General features: G+C 74.8%; 16 protein-coding genes and 1 riboswitch. Of the genes, 10 read left to right on the forward strand and 6 right to left on the reverse strand.

What is annotated here, in order from left to right; translation table 11 throughout:
• The first annotated feature begins 103 nt into the window (after positions 1-103).
• From pgi to ACN9MS_RS18035, 7 genes are all read left to right on the forward strand, one after another.
• A complete protein-coding gene (gene pgi / locus ACN9MS_RS18005) occupies positions 104-1831 on the forward strand; it encodes a glucose-6-phosphate isomerase (RefSeq protein WP_426309765.1) in 1728 nt (575 codons plus the stop codon).
• A 144-nt stretch (positions 1832-1975) separates the two neighbouring features.
• The gene (locus ACN9MS_RS18010) at positions 1976-2815 is read left to right on the forward strand and encodes an STAS domain-containing protein (protein ID WP_426309766.1); all 840 of its coding nucleotides are present in this window, start codon (positions 1976-1978) and stop codon (positions 2813-2815) included.
• The gene (locus tag ACN9MS_RS18015; RefSeq protein WP_047233648.1) at positions 2812-3216 is read left to right on the forward strand and encodes an STAS domain-containing protein; all 405 of its coding nucleotides are present in this window, start codon (positions 2812-2814) and stop codon (positions 3214-3216) included. The genes ACN9MS_RS18010 and ACN9MS_RS18015 overlap by 4 nt, the downstream gene beginning before the upstream one ends.
• Positions 3213-3635, forward strand: a complete 423-nt coding sequence (locus tag ACN9MS_RS18020) for an ATP-binding protein (RefSeq protein WP_426309767.1) — start codon at positions 3213-3215, stop codon at positions 3633-3635. Before ACN9MS_RS18015 ends, ACN9MS_RS18020 begins: the two co-directional genes overlap by 4 nt.
• A complete protein-coding gene (locus tag ACN9MS_RS18025) occupies positions 3632-4672 on the forward strand; it encodes an ATP-binding SpoIIE family protein phosphatase (protein WP_426309768.1) in 1041 nt (346 codons plus the stop codon). The genes ACN9MS_RS18020 and ACN9MS_RS18025 overlap by 4 nt, the downstream gene beginning before the upstream one ends.
• Positions 4669-6396: an ATP-binding protein gene (locus ACN9MS_RS18030; RefSeq protein WP_426309769.1), complete on the forward strand. Its 1728-nt coding sequence runs from the start codon at positions 4669-4671 to the stop codon at positions 6394-6396. Before ACN9MS_RS18025 ends, ACN9MS_RS18030 begins: the two co-directional genes overlap by 4 nt.
• Positions 6393-8003 carry a SpoIIE family protein phosphatase gene (locus ACN9MS_RS18035; RefSeq protein WP_426309770.1) on the forward strand — a complete coding sequence of 537 codons (1611 nt, stop codon included), beginning with the start codon at positions 6393-6395 and terminating at the stop codon, positions 8001-8003. The genes ACN9MS_RS18030 and ACN9MS_RS18035 overlap by 4 nt, the downstream gene beginning before the upstream one ends.
• On the opposite strand, the gene ACN9MS_RS18040 is transcribed toward ACN9MS_RS18035, so the two are convergent.
• The gene (locus tag ACN9MS_RS18040; protein ID WP_047233653.1) at positions 7961-8581 is read right to left on the reverse strand and encodes a dihydrofolate reductase family protein; all 621 of its coding nucleotides are present in this window, start codon (positions 8579-8581) and stop codon (positions 7961-7963) included. The two genes, ACN9MS_RS18035 and ACN9MS_RS18040, sit on opposite strands and share 43 nt — an antisense overlap.
• Positions 8582-8674: 93 nt before the next feature.
• Positions 8675-9154 (reverse strand): DUF6069 family protein, encoded by a 480-nt coding sequence (locus tag ACN9MS_RS18045; protein ID WP_426309771.1) that lies wholly within the window; start codon positions 9152-9154, stop codon positions 8675-8677.
• A gap of 224 nt (positions 9155-9378) precedes the next feature.
• Here ACN9MS_RS18045 and ACN9MS_RS18050 point away from each other — a divergent pair, with 224 nt between their 5' ends.
• Together ACN9MS_RS18050 and ACN9MS_RS18055 are read left to right on the forward strand one after the other, a co-directional pair.
• Positions 9379-10614 (forward strand): sensor histidine kinase, encoded by a 1236-nt coding sequence (locus tag ACN9MS_RS18050; protein ID WP_426309772.1) that lies wholly within the window; start codon positions 9379-9381, stop codon positions 10612-10614.
• 134 nt (positions 10615-10748) lie between these two features.
• On the forward strand, positions 10749-11336 hold the full coding sequence (locus ACN9MS_RS18055) for a response regulator (protein ID WP_426311932.1): 588 nt from the start codon (positions 10749-10751) through the stop codon (positions 11334-11336).
• Positions 11337-11339: 3 nt separating this feature from the next.
• Here the strand turns inward: ACN9MS_RS18055 and ACN9MS_RS18060 are convergent, their stop codons facing one another.
• The 4 genes from ACN9MS_RS18060 to ACN9MS_RS18075 form a co-directional block, all read right to left on the reverse strand.
• A complete protein-coding gene (locus ACN9MS_RS18060; RefSeq protein WP_426309773.1) occupies positions 11340-11663 on the reverse strand; it encodes a DUF4235 domain-containing protein in 324 nt (107 codons plus the stop codon).
• A gap of 68 nt (positions 11664-11731) precedes the next feature.
• Positions 11732-12847 (reverse strand): ABC transporter ATP-binding protein, encoded by a 1116-nt coding sequence (locus tag ACN9MS_RS18065; RefSeq protein ID WP_426309774.1) that lies wholly within the window; start codon positions 12845-12847, stop codon positions 11732-11734.
• Positions 12847-14562: an ABC transporter permease gene (locus ACN9MS_RS18070; protein ID WP_426309775.1), complete on the reverse strand. Its 1716-nt coding sequence runs from the start codon at positions 14560-14562 to the stop codon at positions 12847-12849. Before ACN9MS_RS18070 ends, ACN9MS_RS18065 begins: the two co-directional genes overlap by 1 nt.
• Positions 14563-14629: 67 nt before the next feature.
• On the reverse strand, positions 14630-15706 hold the full coding sequence (locus ACN9MS_RS18075; RefSeq protein WP_426309776.1) for a thiamine ABC transporter substrate-binding protein: 1077 nt from the start codon (positions 15704-15706) through the stop codon (positions 14630-14632).
• A gap of 82 nt (positions 15707-15788) precedes the next feature.
• Positions 15789-15893, reverse strand: a riboswitch (TPP riboswitch).
• 170 nt (positions 15894-16063) lie between these two features.
• On the opposite strand from ACN9MS_RS18075, the gene ACN9MS_RS18080 reads away from it, so the two are divergent.
• Positions 16064-17314: an ATP-binding protein gene (locus ACN9MS_RS18080; protein ID WP_426309777.1), complete on the forward strand. Its 1251-nt coding sequence runs from the start codon at positions 16064-16066 to the stop codon at positions 17312-17314.
• Positions 17315-17363 lie beyond the last annotated feature (49 nt).

Consider the following 17363-nt stretch of genomic DNA (forward strand, 5'->3'; position numbering starts at 1 on the left):
GAGGTCCAGGGACCGACGGAGGCCGTTCGTGAGGCCACCGGACCATCGACCGCGGGACGGTCGGGGTGGGCGGGCGGCGACGTCGGTCAGTAGTTTGGTGGTCATGACCTCGCAGCCCGTGCCGCCGCCGATCGACCCCACCACCACGCCGTCCTGGACCGCGCTGACCGTGCACCGCGACACCGTGGAGCCGGACCTGCGCACCTGGTTCGCGGCCGACCCGGACCGCGCCCGCCGCCTCACCCACCAGGCCGCCGACCTCACGGTCGACCTGTCGAAGAACCTCGTCACGGACGAGACGCTCGAGCTGCTCGTGCGCCTGGCCGAGGAGGTGCACCTCGACGACCGGCTCGAGGCGATGTTCACGGGCGAGCACATCAACGTCACCGAGGACCGCGCCGTCCTGCACACCGCCCTGCGCCGGCCGACCCCGCTGGGCGACGACGAGCACCTCGTCGTCGACGGCCAGGACGTCGACGCGGACGTGCACGCCGAGCTCGCGAAGGTCTACGCGTTCGCGGACAAGGTCCGCTCGGGCGAGTGGACGGGCGTCACGGGCGAGCGCGTGCGCACGGTCGTGAACATCGGCATCGGCGGCTCCGACCTCGGCCCGGTCATGGCGTACGAGGCGCTGCTGCCCTACAAGCACCAGGACATCGAGGTCCGGTTCGTCTCCAACATCGACCCGACGGACGTCGCGGAGAAGACGGCGGGCCTCGACCCGCGCACGACGCTGTTCATCGTCGCGTCCAAGACGTTCGGCACGCTCGAGACCCTGACGAACGCGCGCCTCGCGCGCGACTGGCTGTGGACGGAGCTCGCCGCGGTGGGCGCTCTCGACGACACGGACGAGGCGCGCCAGGCCGCCGTCGCGCAGCACTTCGTCGCCGTCTCGACCGCGCTCGACAAGGTCGCGGCCTTCGGCATCGACCCGGCGAACGCGTTCGGGTTCTGGGACTGGGTCGGCGGGCGCTACTCCGTGGACTCGGCGATCGGGACGTCGCTCGCCGTCGCGATCGGCCCCGACCGCTTCGCCGAGCTGCTCGCCGGGTTCCACGCGATCGACGAGCACGTGCGCCGCACGCCGTTCGAGCGCAACGTGCCGGTCCTCATGGGTCTGCTCAACGTCTGGTACGTCAACTTCCTCGACGCGCACACGCACGCCGTGCTCCCGTACGCGCAGTACCTGCACCGCTTCCCGGCGTACCTCCAGCAGCTCACCATGGAGTCCAACGGCAAGCGCGTGCGCTGGGACGGCTCGCCCGTGACGACGGAGACGGGCGAGATCTTCTGGGGCGAGCCCGGCACCAACGGCCAGCACGCGTTCTACCAGCTCATCCACCAGGGCACGCGGCTCATCCCGGCGGACTTCATCGCCGTCGCGAACCCCGCGCACCCGCTGACGGACGACGTCGGCGACGGCGGCGCGGTCCAGCCCGGCGCGGACGTGCACGGGCTGTTCCTCGCGAACTTCTTCGCCCAGACCAAGGCGCTCGCGTTCGGCAAGACCGCCGACGAGGTCCGCGCCGAGGGCACGGCCGAGGCGCTGGTGTCCGCGCGGACGTTCCCGGGCAACCGCCCGACGACGTCGGTCCTCGCGCCCGCGCTCACGCCGTCGGTCCTGGGCCAGCTCATCGCGCTCTACGAGCACATCACGTTCGTGCAGGGCGTCGTGTGGGGCATCGACAGCTTCGACCAGTGGGGCGTCGAGCTCGGCAAGAAGCTCGCGCTCGAGATCGCGCCCGCCGTCGCGGGCGACGAGGACGCGCTCGCCGCGCAGGACCCGTCCACCGCGGCCCTCATCGACCGCTACCTCGACCTGCGCAGCTGACCCCGCCTCCCCGAGCACGACCTGCGGTCCTTCGTCCACGGGACGACTGACCTCAGGTCGTGCTGCGTGTTCGCGCGCCCTGCGTACACTGGCGGCGCGACAGCCGCGAGCCCGTTCGGCGTCGTTCAACCCGGAAGGACACCGATGGCCGACGCCGCCACACCCGACACCCTTGCCCACCTCCTGACGGAGCACGCCGACGACGTGCGCAGCGCCTGGCTCGAGGCCGCCGCGCACGAGCTCCACGGCCGCACCTCGCGCGGCGAGCTCGAGCGGGAGCAGAGCGAGATCCTCGACGCGCTCCTCGACGGGCTGCGGTCGGGCGGCGTCTCGCTGTCCGACGCCGGGTTCGACCAGCTCCGCGGCATCCTCGCCGACGTCTCCTCCGCGCGCGCCCGCCTCGGGTTCACCCCGCGCGAGACGGCGATCGGCGTGTTCGCGCTCAAGGAGGGCCTGTACCGGCTCGCCGCGGTGACGGACGCCGACACCGACGTCACCCCGCTCCTGCGCCTGGTCGACCAGCTCGGCCTCTTCACGTTCGAGACCTTCGCCGCGGCGCGCGAGGCGATCATCTCCGAGCAGGCCGAGCAGCTCCTCGAGCTCTCGACCCCCGTCGTGAAGCTCTGGGAGGGCATCGTCGCGGTGCCGCTCGTCGGCACGCTCGACTCGGCGCGCACGCAGGTCGTCATGGAGAAGCTGCTCAACACGCTCGTCGACACGGGCAGCGAGCACGCGATCATCGACATCACGGGCGTCCCCGCGGTGGACACCCAGGTCGCGCAGCACCTGCTCAAGACGGTCGTCGCGGCGCGCCTCATGGGCGCCGAGTGCACGATCAGCGGCATCCGTCCGCAGATCGCCCAGACGATCGTCGCGCTCGGCATCGAGTTCGGCGACATCCGCACGCGCGCGACCCTCGCGGACGCGCTCGTGGACGCGCTGCGCGCGAGCCGCGACACCCGGCGGACCGGGCTCCCGGCATGACCGACGCCGTCCCCATCCTCAAGATCGGCTCGACGCTCCTCGTCTCGATCCAGGTCGACCTCCAGGACGACACCGCCCTGCGGCTCCAGGAGGACCTCGCCCAGCGGATCACGGACACGGGAGCGCGCGGCGTGATCATCGACATCTCCGGGCTGGAGATCGTCGACTCCTTCATCGGGCGCATGCTCGCGTCCGTCGCGGGCATCTCCCACGTGCTCGACGCGACGACCGTCGTCGTCGGGATGCGGCCCGCCGTCGCGATCACCATGGTCGAGCTCGGGCTGTCTCTCGGCGACGTCCGTACGGCTCTCGACGTCGAGCGTGGCCTCGCGCTCCTCGCGCCCGAGGAGCGGTCCGCCGAGGACGTGCTCCTCGCCGCCGCCGAGCGCGAGGAGAGATGACGACGACGACCCCGCCGTCGACGACGGCCGAGCGCGTGCCCGTGCGCACGGACTCCGACGTCGTCCGGGTGCGCCAGCTCGTCCGGACGCTCGCGCAGCAGGCACGCCTGTCGCTCGTCGACCAGACCAAGCTCGTCACCGCGGCCAGCGAGCTCGCGCGCAACACGCTCGTCTACGGCGGTGGCGGCGAGGCCGAGGTCGCGCTCGTCACCACGGGTCCGCGGACCGGCGTGCGCGCCGTCTTCTCGGACGAGGGGCCGGGCATCCCGGACCTCGACCTCGCGCTCACGGACGGCTGGACCAGCGGGAGCGGCCTCGGCCTGGGGCTCTCGGGCTCGCGCCGCCTGGTCCAGCACTTCGCGATCGACACGGCACCGGGCGCGGGCACCCGCGTCGAGATCGCGACCTGGTCCCGATGAGCTCGGCCCCCGACCGTCCCGACGAGCGCCGCAGCATCGTCGAGGACGGTACCTGGTACACCGTGGACCACCCGTCGGCGGTCGGGAGCGTGCGCCGCGGCGCGAGCACCGTCGCCCGGAGCCTGGGCCTCGACGACGACCGGGCGGCCGAGGTCGGGCTCGTGGTCTCGGAGCTCGCGACCAACCAGTGCCGGCACGCGGGGTCGGGCTCGGTGCTCGTCCGCGTGCGACGCACCGGCGACGACACCGCGCTCGAGGTGCTCGCGGTGGACTCCGGCCCGGGCATGCGGGACATCGGCGCCGCCATGCGAGACGGCGTCTCGAGCCGCGGCACGCTCGGCATCGGCCTCGGCACGCTGCCGCGGCTCGCGTCGTCGTGGGACGCATGGACCTCCCCGGGTCGCGGGACGGTCATCGCGGCGACGTTCGCCGCGCAGGGGACGGTGGCCGGGCTCCGGGAGCCGACGGGCATCACCCGGCCGATGACCGGCCAGGCGGTGTGCGGCGACGCGCTCGCGGTGCGCCACGACGACGGCGTCGCGAGCCTCCTCGTCGCCGACGGCCTGGGGCACGGCCCGCTCGCCGCCGCCGCGTCGGGCGCCGCCGTGCGCGCGTTCCTCGACGCGCCGGCCGGGTCCCCGGTCGCGCTCCTCGAGCGCGTGCACGCGGCGCTCGGCGGCACGCGCGGCGCGGCCGTCGCCGTCGCCCAGGCGGCCGGCGACGGGGTGCTGCGGTACGCGGGCCTGGGCAACATCGCCGGGACCGTGCACGGCGGGCGGACGCGCGGGCTCGTCAGCTATCCCGGCATCGCCGGCACCCGGGGACGGCCGCTGCGCGAGACGACGTACCCGGTCGAGGCCGGGGACGTCGTCGTGCTGCACAGCGACGGGCTCACCGACCGGTGGTCGCTCGCCGACTACCCGGGACTCGCGGCCCGCTCGCCGCTCGTCGTCGCGGGCGTCGTCCTGCGCGACCACGCGGTGCGGCGGGACGACTCGTGCGTGGCGGTGCTCCCGATCGGCCGGGAGGCGGCATGAGCACGACGCTGCTCGTCACCCAGCTCCGCTCCGACTCCGACGTCATCGCGCTGCGGCGGGCGGGCCGGGAGATCTGCCGACAGCTCGGCCTGGACACGCAGGACCAGGTGCGCGTCGCGACCGCGCTGTCCGAGATCGGCCGGTCCGCCGTCGCCTCCGGCACCGCCGACGTCGTCGTCGGGGTCCTGCCCGGGCTCCCCCAGGCGACCCTGCGTGCCGAGATCGTCGCGGGCACGCCGTTCCTCGTCGAGGGCGACTCGAGCGACGGCGGCGTCCCCGCTGCCCGCCGGCTCGTGCGCGGCCTCGAGGTCGACCCGACCGGGACGCGCGTCCTGCTCACCAAGGCGCTCCCCGCGACCGCACGCACCGACGAGGCGACGCTCGCGGCCGTGCGGAGGTCCACCGCGGCCGCGCACGTGGCCGACGCGGTCGACGAGCTGCGCGTCCAGAACGCGGAGCTGGTCCGCACCCTCGACGAGCTCACCCGCCAGCAGGAGGAGCAGCGGCGCCTCAACGTGGAGCTGGAGGAGACGAACCGCGGCGTCCTCGCGATGTACGACCAGCTCTCCTCCGAGCTCGAGGAGACCAACACCGGCGTCGTCGCGCTCTACGCCGAGCTCGACGAGCGGGGGCGCGAGCTCGCCGCGGCGAACGAGGCGAAGACGCGCTTCCTGCGCAACGTGAGCCACGAGCTCCGCTCGCCCGTGAACTCGATCCTGGGGCTGACCTCCCTGCTCTCCGACTCCCACCTCGACGGCGAGCAGACCCAGCAGGTGGGCTTCCTCCGGGAGAGCGCCGCGACGCTCCTCACCCTCGTCGACGAGCTGCTCGACCTCGCGCGCGCCGAGGCCGGGCACGAGGACGTCGCGCCGGGCCGGGTGGACGTCGCGGAGCTGCTCGACGAGCTGCGCGGCACGACCCTCCCCGTGGTGCGGCCCGGCGTCGCGCTGCGCACGGTCGCCGAGCCCGGCCTCACGCTCGTGACCGACCGCCGGCTCCTGTCCCGCGTGCTGCGCAACCTGCTCACGAACGCCGTGAAGTTCACGGACCACGGCGAGGTCGTGCTCCGGGCGGAGGCCGACGGGGAGGTCGTGCGGTTCGACGTCCACGACACCGGCCTCGGCATCCCGGCGGACCAGCTCGACGCCGTGTTCGAGGAGTTCGTCCAGGTCCCCAACCGTCTCCAGCCGACCGTGCGGGGCACCGGCCTCGGCCTGCCCTACGCGCGCCGGACCTCCGAGGCGCTCGGCGGGGCGCTCGTCGCGACGTCACGCCCCGGGGAGGGGAGCGTGTTCACGCTCCGGCTCCCGTCGCTGTCCGTCGACGAGGCGGTCCCGTCGGACCAGCGGCCCGAGCCCGAGGAGGCGGACCACGACCTCGGGCACGTGCTCGTCGTCGACGACGACCGGGCCTACGCCTCGGTCGTCTCCTCGATGCTCCGCGACGACGCGGCGCGGGTCAGCGTCGCGCACGACGCGTCGCACGCCCTGGCGCTCCTGCACGACGGCGCGGCCGACGTGGCGCTCCTCGACGTGTGCCTCCCGGGGACGGACGGGGTGACCCTCCGGTCGACGATCCAGGGCCTCTACCCCGCGACGGCGACGGTGCTCATGTCGAGCGCGCCTGCCCCCGCGGGGATCGGCGACGCCCCGTTCCTCGCGAAGTCGGGCATCGACCGCGACCGCCTCGTCGCGACCCTGCGCCGGGAGGTGAGCGCGCGATGAGCGCCGAACGCACCGTGCTCGTGGTCGACGACACGCACGCGCACCGCTACGTCATGGCGAGCTGGCTCCGCCGCGCCGGGTTCGACGTCGTCGAGGCCGCGACGGGGAGCGAGGCGCTGGCCCAGGCGGCGGCGCACGTCGACGCGGTCGTCCTCGACGTCAACCTCCCGGACATCCCGGGCCGCGAGGTGTGCAGCCGGCTCAAGGCGGACCCGGCGACGGCCCACGTGCCGGTCCTGCACGTGTCCGCGACGGACGTCGACGCGGCGGCGCGTACCGCCGGCCTCGAGGGCGGGGCGGACGCCTACCTGCCGGAGCCGCTCGACCGCGACGAGTTCCTGGCGACCATCAGCGCCCTGTGCCGGCGCGTCGACGCCCAGCGGGGCGCGGGCCGGACGGCCCGGCGGCTCGAGGCGCTCACCGACGCGCTCGTCCCGCTCCACGAGGCCCGGTCGCCGGAGGCCGTGGCCGACCACGCGGCGCGCGGTGCGTGCGCGGTCCTCGGCCGGGCGGTCGTCTCGATGGTGGTCGCCGAGGCCGGCGTGGTGCTGCGCTCGGTGTGCTCCACGGAGGGTGCCGCGCTCGTGCGCGGCCGCGGCCCGACGGCGGTCCTGCCGCCGACCGGGGCGACGTCCGCCGTGTTCGGTCCCGACGAGGTGCCCGCCCCGTGGCGGCCGCTCCTCGCCGAGGCCGGGGTCGGCCCGTCGGCGTGGTTCACCTTCTGGCTCGTCGACGCCACGGGCGCGCTCGTCGGCGGGCTCGGCATCGAGGTCGGCGACGAGCCGCTGTCCGACGAGGAGCGCGAGGCCGCCGCGCGCTTCGCGGAGGCGGCGACGGTCGCCCTGGCGAACCTCCGCACGTTCACCGAGGAGCACCGCATCGCGCTCGCGCTCCAGCGCGCGCTCCTCCCGGCCGACCTGCACGTGCGGGGCGGCGTCGAGGTCGCCGCGCGGTACGAGGCGTCGGACGCACGCCTGGACGTCGGCGGCGACTTCTACGACGCGTTCGACCTCCCGGACGGGCGGGTGGCCGTCGTCATCGGCGACGTGCAGGGCCACTCCCTGCGCGCCGCGACCGTGATGGCGGAGGTGCGCATGACGCTGCGTGCCTACCTGCGCGAGGGCCACGACGCGGCCTCCGCGCTGGACCTCCTCAACGCGGCGCTGCGCGACGACCACACGGAGTTCGCGACGGTCTGCGTGTGCGTGCTCGACCCGGCGACGGGCGCCCTGGAGCTCACGGACGCCGGCCACCTGCCCGCGCTCGTCGTGCGCGCCGACGGGACGGTCGTCCGCGCGAAGTCGGGCTCTCGCATCCTCGGCGTGCCGAGCCCCGACGAGCGCCTCGCCCACCACGAGGTCCTGGAGGACGGCGACCTCCTCGTGCTCGTGACCGACGGGCTCGTCGAGCGCCGGGGCGGGTCGCTGGTCGACGCGCTCGACCGCCTGGTGCGGGTGGCCGGCCAGAACGCGGGACTCGACCCCGCGGCCATGTGCGAGCGCCTCGTCGCGGCGTTCGACGACCCCGGTCGCGAGGACGACGTCGCCGTGGTGGCGGTCGCGCGTCAGGCGTCGCCGGACGGCACCTTGTCCGCGACGTCGTCGTAGGTGACCTCCGCCGGCGGCTCGGCCGGCGCGTAGACCAGGCGCACGACCCCGGTCGGGTAGGTCTCGGACCGCAGGAGCGTGAGCGGGTAGTACGGCTCGCCCTCGTCGAAGAGCCGCTCGCCCGTGCGCGCCGCGACGGGGTGGACGAGCAGGCGCAGCTCGTCGAGCAGCCCGGCGGCGAGGAGCTGGCGCACCACCGAGATCGAGCCGGCGACGAGCACCTTGCCCAGGCCGGGCTCCTCCTTGAGCGCGCGCACGGCCTCGACGAGGTCGCCGTCGACCCGCTCGACGTGCCGCCACCCGAGCTCCTGGTCGCCGCGCGTCGCGACGATCTTGCGCATGTCGCCGAGCCGCGCCGCGAACGACGCGTCCTCGCCCCCGGCGGTCTCCCGCTCGGGCCACGCGCCGGCGAAGCTGTCGTAGGTGACCCGCCCGAGGAGCAGCGCGTCGACGTCCTGGTAGTCCTCGTCGACGGCGGCCGCCATGTTGTCGTCGAAGTAGGGGAAGTGCCACGCCGGGTCGATCTCGGCGATGCCGTCGAGCGAGAGGAACAGGGTGGACACGAGCGTCGCGGTCATGGGTGTGGCCTTCCGGTCGGGGTGCGAGACGACGGGACAGACCGTCGCTCCCGCACGAACTCATCGTCCCGCCGAGCACGACCTCGCGCGCGGTCAGCGGCGGAGACCCAGCGCGAGGGTCAGGCCGACCGTGAGGTGCTCGACGGCGAGGAGCGCCACCGCTCCGGGCGTCACCGCACCGAGGGGGCCGAGGAGCGAGACGAGCAGCACGACGCCGCACGTCACGAGCCACGCGAGCTCGCCCCGGCGGGGCCGACGGGCCGACATCTGGCCGAGCAGGGCGCGCACGCCCCACGCCGCGTACCCGACGACGAGCGCCGTGGCGACCGCCGCGGCGACGCCGACGGTCTGGGTGCCGGTCGCCGTGCGCACCTCCGGGTCGACGCCGAGCGCCGTCCCGACGAGCAGCACGACGGCGGCGACCGCCGCGGCGACGAGCGGGACGGACCAGCGGGGGACGCGGCGTCGGGCCGGCGCGGCTCCCGGAACCCGCCGCCCGACGGCCGCGGCGGCCGGGCCGGGGTGGCGGGGGACGTCCGAGGTGCGGTCCGGGGTGGTCGGCGTCGTGGACATGACACTCCTCCTTCGTCACGCGACGGTGCCGCGTGCTCTCGCGACCGGGGTCGCGGCCGGCGAGGTGCCGACGTCCCCAACGTTCGCCGCGGCACGTCGTCGGCCGCACCGGCCGGAGGGCGACGGCCGTCCCGACCCCCGTCGGTCCCCGACCCTCCCGGCGGACCGCGACCCCCGACCTTGGTCGGTGGTCCCCCACGACGCGGCCCCCTAGCGTCCGGAGCATGACCGCACCGACCGACTGCCCTCCGCTCGCCGGACGCCCCGTCCTCGCGACGGCCGCCGCCCGCCGTGACGGGAACCGCCCGCTCGTCCCCTGGTGGACGTTCGCCGTCGCGTGGCTCGCCGTCGCCGCGCTCACCGTCCTCGCGACCGCCGGGATCGTCGGCCAGGACGACCCGGGGGCGCAGCCCGCGATCGACGTCACCGTCGCGGTGCTGGCCCTCGCGGCCCTCCCCCTCCTGTGGTCGCGGACCCCGCGCAACGCCCCCGTGCTCGGCGCTCTGGTCCTCGCGTCGCTCTCCGCGTACTCCGGCGCGGCGACCCCCGCCTCGACCGTCGCGACCCTCCAGATCGCGCGCTGGTACCCGGCGCGCACGGCAGTCCCCGTCGCGGTCGCCGGTCTTCTGGGCCACGCCGTGCAGGCGCTGTGGCGGCCGCAGGCGCTGCCGCTCGGCTGGTGGCTCCTGTGCGACCTCGCGGTGCACGCGGCCCTGCTCGGCTGGGGCATGTACTGGCAGGCGCGGGCCCAGCTGATGTGGTCGCTGCGCGACCGCGCCCGGCGCGCCGAGCGCGAGCAGGAGCGTCGCGTCGCCGAGGCACGGGTCGCGGAGCGCACGCGGATCGCCCGCGAGATGCACGACACCCTCGCCCACCGGCTCTCGCTTCTCGCCGCGACGGCCGGCGCGCTCGAGTACCGCCCCGACGCCGACCCGGCGCAGCTCGCCCGCGCCGCGGGCCTGGTCCGGGCCGGGGTGAGCTCGGCGCTCGGTGACCTGCGCGACGTCGTGCGGGTGCTGCGCGCCGACCCCGAGGACGTCGAGGGCGCCCCCGCACCCCAGCCGACGCTCGACGACCTCGACCGCCTCGTCGCCGAGGCGCGCGAGGCGGGCGGCGACGTCACCTACGAGCGGTCGGGCTCGGCGGACGTGCCACGGACCGTCGAGGTCGCGGCCTTCCGCGTCGCGCAGGAGGGGCTGACGAACGCCCGCCGGCACGCACCCGGCAGCCCCGTCGTCCTGCGGGTCGCCGCCCGGACCGGCGAGGTGCGCGTCACGGTGTCCGACGGCGGTCCGCGCCTCGTCGCGGTCGGCGGCACCGTGGCCGAGGCCGCCGGCGAGGGGACGGGCACCGGTCTCGTCGGGCTGCGCGAGCGCGTCGACCTGCTCGGCGGCACCCTCGACGCCGGGGAGCAGGGCGAGGGATACGTGCTCGACGTCCGGCTACCGTGGGACGCGTGAGCGAGCAGGGTGGACGCGGGGGCGGCACGCGCGTGAACGAGCAGCACGACGACGGTGCGGCATCGCGCGACGCGCCGCGGACCCGGCTCGTGATCGTCGACGACGACGCGCTCGTCCGCGCGGGCCTGCGGCTCATGCTCGACGGCGCGCACGGCATCGAGGTGGTCGGCGAGGCCGCGGACGGGGCCGAGGTCTCGGCCGTGCTCGACGCGCACCCGACCGACGTCGTGCTCATGGACCTGCGCATGCCACGGGTCGACGGGATCGAGGCCACGCGGCGCGTGCGCTCGCGGTCGGGAGCGCCGGCCGTCGTCGTGCTCACGACGTTCGACAGCGACGAGGAGGTCGTCGGGGCCCTGCACGCCGGGGCGTCCGGCTACCTGCTGAAGGACATGCCGCCCGAGCGGATCGTGGCGGCCGTGCTCGCGGCGGCCGCGGGCGAGCCGGTGCTGTCACCGGGGATCGCGCGGCGTCTCATGACGTCGGTCGCGGACGCGGGCGGCGCGCGCGACCGCGCGCGGGCGGCGCTCGGCGCGCTCACCGGACGCGAGCGGGACGTCGCCGTCGAGCTCGGCCGGGGCGCGGCGAACGCCGAGATCGCGGCAGCCCTGTTCCTCAGCGTCCCGACGGTCAAGGCCCACGTGTCGAACGTGCTGCTCAAGCTCGGCCTGGAGAACCGGACGCAGGTCGCGCTGCTCGTCCACGCCGCCGGCCTGGACTGACCGTCAGTCGCCCGGCCACTCCCCGGTCCAGCGCTCGAACGCGCGGGCCCCGCCGCGGTCGATGAGCGCCTTCACCGCGGCGAAGATCGCGCCCTGGATCAGCGCCGCGACGAGGATCTCACGCAGCGAGTACTCGGACTCGAGCGGCTTGGGCGCGTCGGAGCGGTGCCCCGGGGTCACGCGCTTGTAGACCTGCTTGAACACCTGGCCCGCGACGAGCCCGCCCACGATCGAGCTGGCGAGCCCCACGGGGCGGTAGAGGATCTTCGCGGCCTTGCCGCCGGTCTTCTCCGGGGGATGCGTCCCCGCCGTCACGTCGTCGGTCATCCTTCGACGCTAGGTCGAGTGCGCGTCTCTCGCCCGTCGCACGACCGCGAGCGCCGTCCTGGGGGGCGTCAGCCCGGGACGACGGCGCACCCCGCAGGGTCGACCACGACCCGCACGCGGTCGCCCGGCCCCGGACCCGCCGCGTCGTCTCCGACCGCTCCACCCGCGAGCGCCACGAGCCGGGTGGGCGCGCCGTCGTCGGCCCCGGGGAGGTCGACGTCGACCGTGACCTCGACCGCGCCGCGGCGGAAGACGCTGCCGACGACCGTCGCGTCCCACGCGGCGTCCGCCGGGACGTCCCCAGCCGTGGCGAGGCGCAGCCCGCGCGGGCCGACCGCGAGCACGCTCCCGGCGGCGCGCGGGACGAACGCCTGGTAGCCGAGGAACTCGGCGACCCGGCGCGAGGTCGGCGCACGCCACAGGTCCTCCGGCGGCGCGAACTGCAGGAGCCGGCCGGCGTCCATGACGGCCACACGGTCGGCGACGGTGAACGCCTCGTCGTGGTCGTGGGTGACGAAGACGGCCGTCGTCCCGGTGGCGCGCAGCGCCTCGCGCAGGTCGAGCGCGAGGCGCTCGCGCAGCCCGCGGTCGAGCGCGGACAGCGGCTCGTCGAGCAGGAGCAGCCGGGGCCGCGGCGCGAGCGACCGCGCGAGCGCGACCCGCTGGCGCTCTCCCCCGCTGAGCGTCGCGACCGCACGGCGCTCGTACCCGGCGAGCCCGACGACGTCGAGCAGCTCGGCCACGCGCGCGTCGCGCTCGGCGCGGGGCAGGCCCGCGATCCCGTAGGCGACGTTCCCCGCGACGTCGCGGTGCGGGAAGAGCTGCCCCTCCTGGAACATCAGACCGAACCCGCGCCGGTGCACGGGGACGCCCGCGAGGTCGCGGCCGTCCCACGCCACGGAGCCTGCCGCGACGGGCTCGAGCCCCGCGACCGCGCGCAGCAGGCTCGACTTGCCGCACCCGCTCGGCCCGAGCAGGGCGAGCACCTCGCCGGGCGCGACGTCGAGCGTGACGCCCGCGACCGCCGTCGTCCCGGGGTCCGTGCGCGTACCCCCGCCGTAGCGCACGACGACGTCGCGCACCGCGAGCACGGCGCCGTCCCTGGGCACCTGGTCGGGCGCGGCGTCGGGGCGCGACGGCTCCGGCGAGCCCGCGCGCGCCGGGGCGGGGTCGGTCTGCACCATCAGAACTCTCCTCCGGGTCGGTCGCCGCGCAACCGCTCGGCGAGCAGCATGACGGTCGCGGTGAGCAGCGCGAGCACGACGCTCGCCGCGAGCGCCATGCCGTAGTTCTCGGCCCCGGGACGCCCGATGAGCCGGAAGATCACGACCGGCAGGGTCGCGCTGTCCGGACGCGCGAGGAACGACGTCGCGCCGAACTCCCCGAGCGAGACGGCGAACGCGAACCCGACCGCGAGGCCGAGCGAGCGGGCGGCGATCGGGCCGTCGACCGTGCGGAACACGCGCCCGGGCGCGGCGCCGAGGGTCGCGGCGGCCTCGCGCAGGCGCGGGTCGATCGCGCGCAGCGTCGGCAGGACCGTCCGCACGACGAGCGGGATCGCGACGACCGCCTGCGCGATCGGCACGAGCAGGCCGGACGTGCGCAGGTCGACGTCGAGGCCGAGCGGCCGGTCGAGCGTGATCAGGAAGCCGAACCCGACCGTCACGGCGGAGACCCCGAGCGGCAGCATGAAGACCGAGTCCAGCACGGAGATCGCCCGCCGACCGCCGCGCGACCGCGGGCGGCGGGACACGACGAGCGCGACGAGCCCGCCGATCACGACGGCGAGCACGGTCGCGAGCGCGGCGGTGCGCAGCGAGTTGCCCATCGCCTCCCAGACGGTGACGGACAGCGCGTTGCGCCCGCCCGTCGTGCCGAGGTTCGCGTAGTTGTCGAGGCCCCACCCGCCGCCGGGGACGCGGAACGAGCGCACGACGAGCGTCCCGAGCGGGAGCCCGACGAGCACGACGACCACGGCCGCGGTGAGCGCCGCGGGCGCGAGGTCGCCGGTCGGGCGGCCGTCGCGCCACAGGCGCAGCGGGTGCGCGGACGACGCCGAGGACGACAGGTTCAGGGCTCGCTCGCGCCGCGCCCGCGTGCGGTTCGCGACCGTGAGCGCCGCCGCGACGACCACGAGCTGCGCGACCGACAGCACGGCCGCGGTGCGCAGGTCGAGGAACTGCGTGGTCTGGATCCAGATCTCCGTCTCGATCGTCCCGTAGCGGATGCCGCCGAGCACGAGCACGACGCCGAACGCCGTCGCGCAGAAGAGGAAGACGATCGACGCGGCGCTCGCGATCGCGGGCGTCAGCGCCGGGAGCGTCACCGTGCGGAACGCGCGCCAGGGCGTCGCGCCGAGCGCCCGCGCCGCCTGCTCGGCGCGCGGGTCGAGGTGCTCCCACAGCCCGCCGACCGTGCGCACCACGACGGAGTAGTTGAAGAACACGAGCGCGACGACGATCGCCGCGAACGTCTCGTCGAGCCCCAGGAACCCGAGCGGGCCGCCCTGCACGAGCAGCGACCGGAAGGCGACGCCGACGACGACGGTCGGGAGCACGAACGGCACCGTGACGAGCGCGCGCACGACCCGCCGCCCGGGGAACCGGCACCGGTACAGGACGTACGCGCCCGGCACGCCGAGGAGCACCGAGAACGCCGTGCCGAGCACGGCCTGCCACAGCGTCAGCCCGAGGATGCGCCACGTCCGCGGCTGCGAGAACACCTCCGCGAACCCGGACAGGTCCAGGCCGCCGTCGTCCCCGACGAACCCGCGCGCCACGAGCGTGACGACCGGCCACGCGAAGAACACCCCGAGGAACGCGAGCGGCACCGCCGCCGCCAGACCCCACAGCACCGCGCGTCCGACGCCGCCCCGCCAGACCGCCCGGTCCCTCACCACGGCTCTCCCTCGCGCGACCACGGCTCTACCTCGCGAGGTCGAGCCGTGGTCGCTCGTGGACCGGGCGTCAGTCGACGACCGTCGCCGTCCATGCCTTGATCCACTCGTCGCGGTGCGCCGAGACGTCGGCGGGCGCGACCTCGAAGGGCTCGTCGGCGAGCGGCGCGAACTCGGCCCAGCCGTCGGGGAGCGCGACGGAGTCGTCGGCGGGGTACATGTACATCTGCCCCGGCACGTCGGCCTGGAACGCCTCGCTCACGAGGAAGTCCACGAGCTGCTGCGCGCCCTCGGGGTTCTTCGCGTTCGCGAGCACGCCCGCGTACTCGACCTGGCGGAAGCACGTGTCGAGCAGGGCCCCGGTCGTGGACGCGGAGCCGTCCTCGGTGAGCGTGAACGCGGGCGACGTCGAGTACGACAGCACGATCGGGCGCGGTCCGGCGCCCTCGGAGCCGGAGAAGTCGACGTAGTACGCGTCCGACCACCCGTCGACGACCTTCACGCCGTTGGCGCGCAGGTCGGCCCAGTAGTCCTCCCAGCCGTCCTCGCCGAACGCGCCGACGGTCGCGAGGAGGAACGCGAGACCGGGCGACGACGTCGCCGGGTTGGTCACGACGAGGAGGTCCTCGTACTCCGGCTTCGCGAGGTCCTCGAGCGAGACGGGCTCGGGGATCCCGGCGTCGGCGAACCACGCGTGGTCGACGTTGATGCAGACGTCGCCGAGGTCGACCGGAGTGAGCTCACCTCCGTCGCCCACCGCGTACCGCGCGGCCGAGTTGGAGAGGCCGTCCGGCGTGTACGGGTCGAGCACGCCCTCGTCGATCGCGCGCGACGCGAACGTGTTGTCGATCCCGAACACGACGTCGCCCAGCGGCGAGTCCTTGGTGAGGATGAGCTGGTTGACGAGCGCGCCGCCGTCGCCGGGCGCGACCTGCTCGACCGTGAGGCCGCTCTCCTCCTCGAACGCGGCGAGCACCTCGTCGCTCACGGCGAAGGAGTCGTGGGTGACCAGGGTGACCGTGCCCCCGGTGCCCGACGACGCGTCGTCGCCGCCGCTGCACGCGGCGAGCGCGAGGAGGGCGAGGGTCGTGCCCGCGCCGGTGACGAGGGACCGGGCCCGGCGGGTGCGGGCGGTCGTGCGCTGCATGTGTCCTCCCAGGACGTTCAGGAGGGGTCCACCGGCCCGCGCGACCCGCGCTGCGGCGAGCGCGGGCGACCGCACGAGCAGGTGATCGAGATTCCCGACTTCCTCCACCGGTGCTAACCGGATCAGGTTCGAGGGTCTGCGGTGGTCCGCACTCTCAGCTCCTCCAGGAGCTCCCCTGTCGTTCTCCTCGAGCCTACACCGGGAGAACGGCCCTGAGAGCAGCTCCGGCGCGGCGTCCGCGACAGCCGTCGCGGTCGTCAGACTCGGTACGACGGTGCCTCCCTCCTCGCGCAGAATGTCGATCAGACGTGGCGCAAAAGGTAGACTTTGAGCAGCGTAAAACATAGATTCTACGCTGTGAACAGGTATCTTGACCGCATCGCCGATCGCGAGCTCCGCGAGCGCATGGCCGCCATCGGCGCCGTCCTCATCGAAGGCCCCAAGGCGTGCGGCAAGACGGCGACCGCGTCGCAGGTCGCGTCCTCGTCGATCCGGCTCGACGAGGACGCGAACGCACGGTCCGCCGTCGAGCTCAACCCCGACGCGCTGTTCAGCGGACCGACGCCCATCCTGTTCGACGAGTGGCAGGTCGCGCCTGAGCTCTGGAACCGGGTACGTCGGCGCGTCGACGATCTCGGCGAGCGAGGGTTGTACGTCCTCACGGGATCGGCAACCCCCCGCGACGACTCGACGCGGCACTCTGGTGCAGGTCGCATCGGGGTGCTGCGCATGCGCCCGATGAGCCTCTTCGAGTCTCGGCACTCTCACGGCGAGGTGTCGTTGCAGGCACTGTTCGACGGCAACTCCCCTGTGTCGAAGGACTCCGGCCTGTCGGTGCCCGATCTCATGGAACGGATCGTCGTCGGGGGCTGGCCGAGCCTCCTGGGGGCGGCGGAAGCCGAGGCCAGGACGTGGCTCGCCGACTACCTGCGCAACGTCGTCGAGGTGGACGTTCCGGCGCTCGGCACACGCCGCAACCCGCGCGGAGTCCGGCGGCTGCTCACCTCGCTCGGTCGATCGGTGGCGCAGTCGCCGAAGCTCACCGCGCTCCGTGAGGACATCGGGGCCGACCGCGGCCCGGTCGCGGCCGAGACGTTGCACGCCTATCTGGACGCGCTCGACCGGCTGATGCTCACGGACGACTCCGCATCCTGGCAGCCGCACATGCGTTCACGCCTCCGCCTCCGGACCGCGCCGGTCCGCTACTTCGTCGACCCGTCGCTGGGCACCGCAGCGCTCGGCGTCGGGACCGCCGACCTGCTCGCAGACCTCAATGCAGCCGGCTACCACTTCGAAGCCATGGTCGTGCGCGACCTGCGCGTCTATGCCCAGGCGCTCGGTGGCGAGATCAGCTCGTGGCGCGACGAGAAGGGGAACGAGGTGGACGCTGTGGTCACCCTTCCCGACGGACGCTGGGGAGCGTTCGAGGTGAAGATGAATCCCGCGGCAGCGGACTCGGCCGCGGCGTCGCTGCTGAGGTTCGCGGCGAGCGTCGACGTGGACAGGCACGGTGAACCCGCGTTCCTCGGTGTGGTCACGAGCACGGGCTATGCAGGCCGACGCGCCGACGGCGTGCACGTTATCCCTGTCACGACGCTGGGGCCGTGACGACCGAGGAACGCTCCGACGAGCCGAAGCCGCACGGCGAACGTGGTCC

The sequence above is a fragment of the Cellulosimicrobium sp. E-16 genome, from assembly GCF_049913115.1.
In the GTDB taxonomy this organism is placed as follows: Bacteria; Actinomycetota; Actinomycetes; order Actinomycetales; family Cellulomonadaceae; genus Cellulosimicrobium.

What these genes read in the sequence shown, in the direction of transcription:
- ACN9MS_RS18075 (WP_426309776.1), bottom strand. Translation starts at nt 15,706, where the DNA reads ATGCAGCGCACGACCGCCCGCACCCGCCGGGCCCGGTCCCTCGTCACC.
- pgi (WP_426309765.1), top strand. Translation starts at nt 104, where the DNA reads ATGACCTCGCAGCCCGTGCCGCCGCCGATCGACCCCACCACCACGCCG.
- ACN9MS_RS18030 (WP_426309769.1), top strand. Translation starts at nt 4,669, where the DNA reads ATGAGCACGACGCTGCTCGTCACCCAGCTCCGCTCCGACTCCGACGTC.
- ACN9MS_RS18045 (WP_426309771.1), bottom strand. Translation starts at nt 9,154, where the DNA reads ATGTCCACGACGCCGACCACCCCGGACCGCACCTCGGACGTCCCCCGC.
- ACN9MS_RS18040 (WP_047233653.1), bottom strand. Translation starts at nt 8,581, where the DNA reads ATGACCGCGACGCTCGTGTCCACCCTGTTCCTCTCGCTCGACGGCATC.
- ACN9MS_RS18020 (WP_426309767.1), top strand. Translation starts at nt 3,213, where the DNA reads ATGACGACGACGACCCCGCCGTCGACGACGGCCGAGCGCGTGCCCGTG.
- ACN9MS_RS18065 (WP_426309774.1), bottom strand. Translation starts at nt 12,847, where the DNA reads ATGGTGCAGACCGACCCCGCCCCGGCGCGCGCGGGCTCGCCGGAGCCG.
- ACN9MS_RS18015 (WP_047233648.1), top strand. Translation starts at nt 2,812, where the DNA reads ATGACCGACGCCGTCCCCATCCTCAAGATCGGCTCGACGCTCCTCGTC.
- ACN9MS_RS18025 (WP_426309768.1), top strand. Translation starts at nt 3,632, where the DNA reads ATGAGCTCGGCCCCCGACCGTCCCGACGAGCGCCGCAGCATCGTCGAG.
- ACN9MS_RS18035 (WP_426309770.1), top strand. Translation starts at nt 6,393, where the DNA reads ATGAGCGCCGAACGCACCGTGCTCGTGGTCGACGACACGCACGCGCAC.
- ACN9MS_RS18010 (WP_426309766.1), top strand. Translation starts at nt 1,976, where the DNA reads ATGGCCGACGCCGCCACACCCGACACCCTTGCCCACCTCCTGACGGAG.
- ACN9MS_RS18050 (WP_426309772.1), top strand. Translation starts at nt 9,379, where the DNA reads ATGACCGCACCGACCGACTGCCCTCCGCTCGCCGGACGCCCCGTCCTC.
- ACN9MS_RS18055 (WP_426311932.1), top strand. Translation starts at nt 10,749, where the DNA reads ATGCTCGACGGCGCGCACGGCATCGAGGTGGTCGGCGAGGCCGCGGAC.
- ACN9MS_RS18060 (WP_426309773.1), bottom strand. Translation starts at nt 11,663, where the DNA reads ATGACCGACGACGTGACGGCGGGGACGCATCCCCCGGAGAAGACCGGC.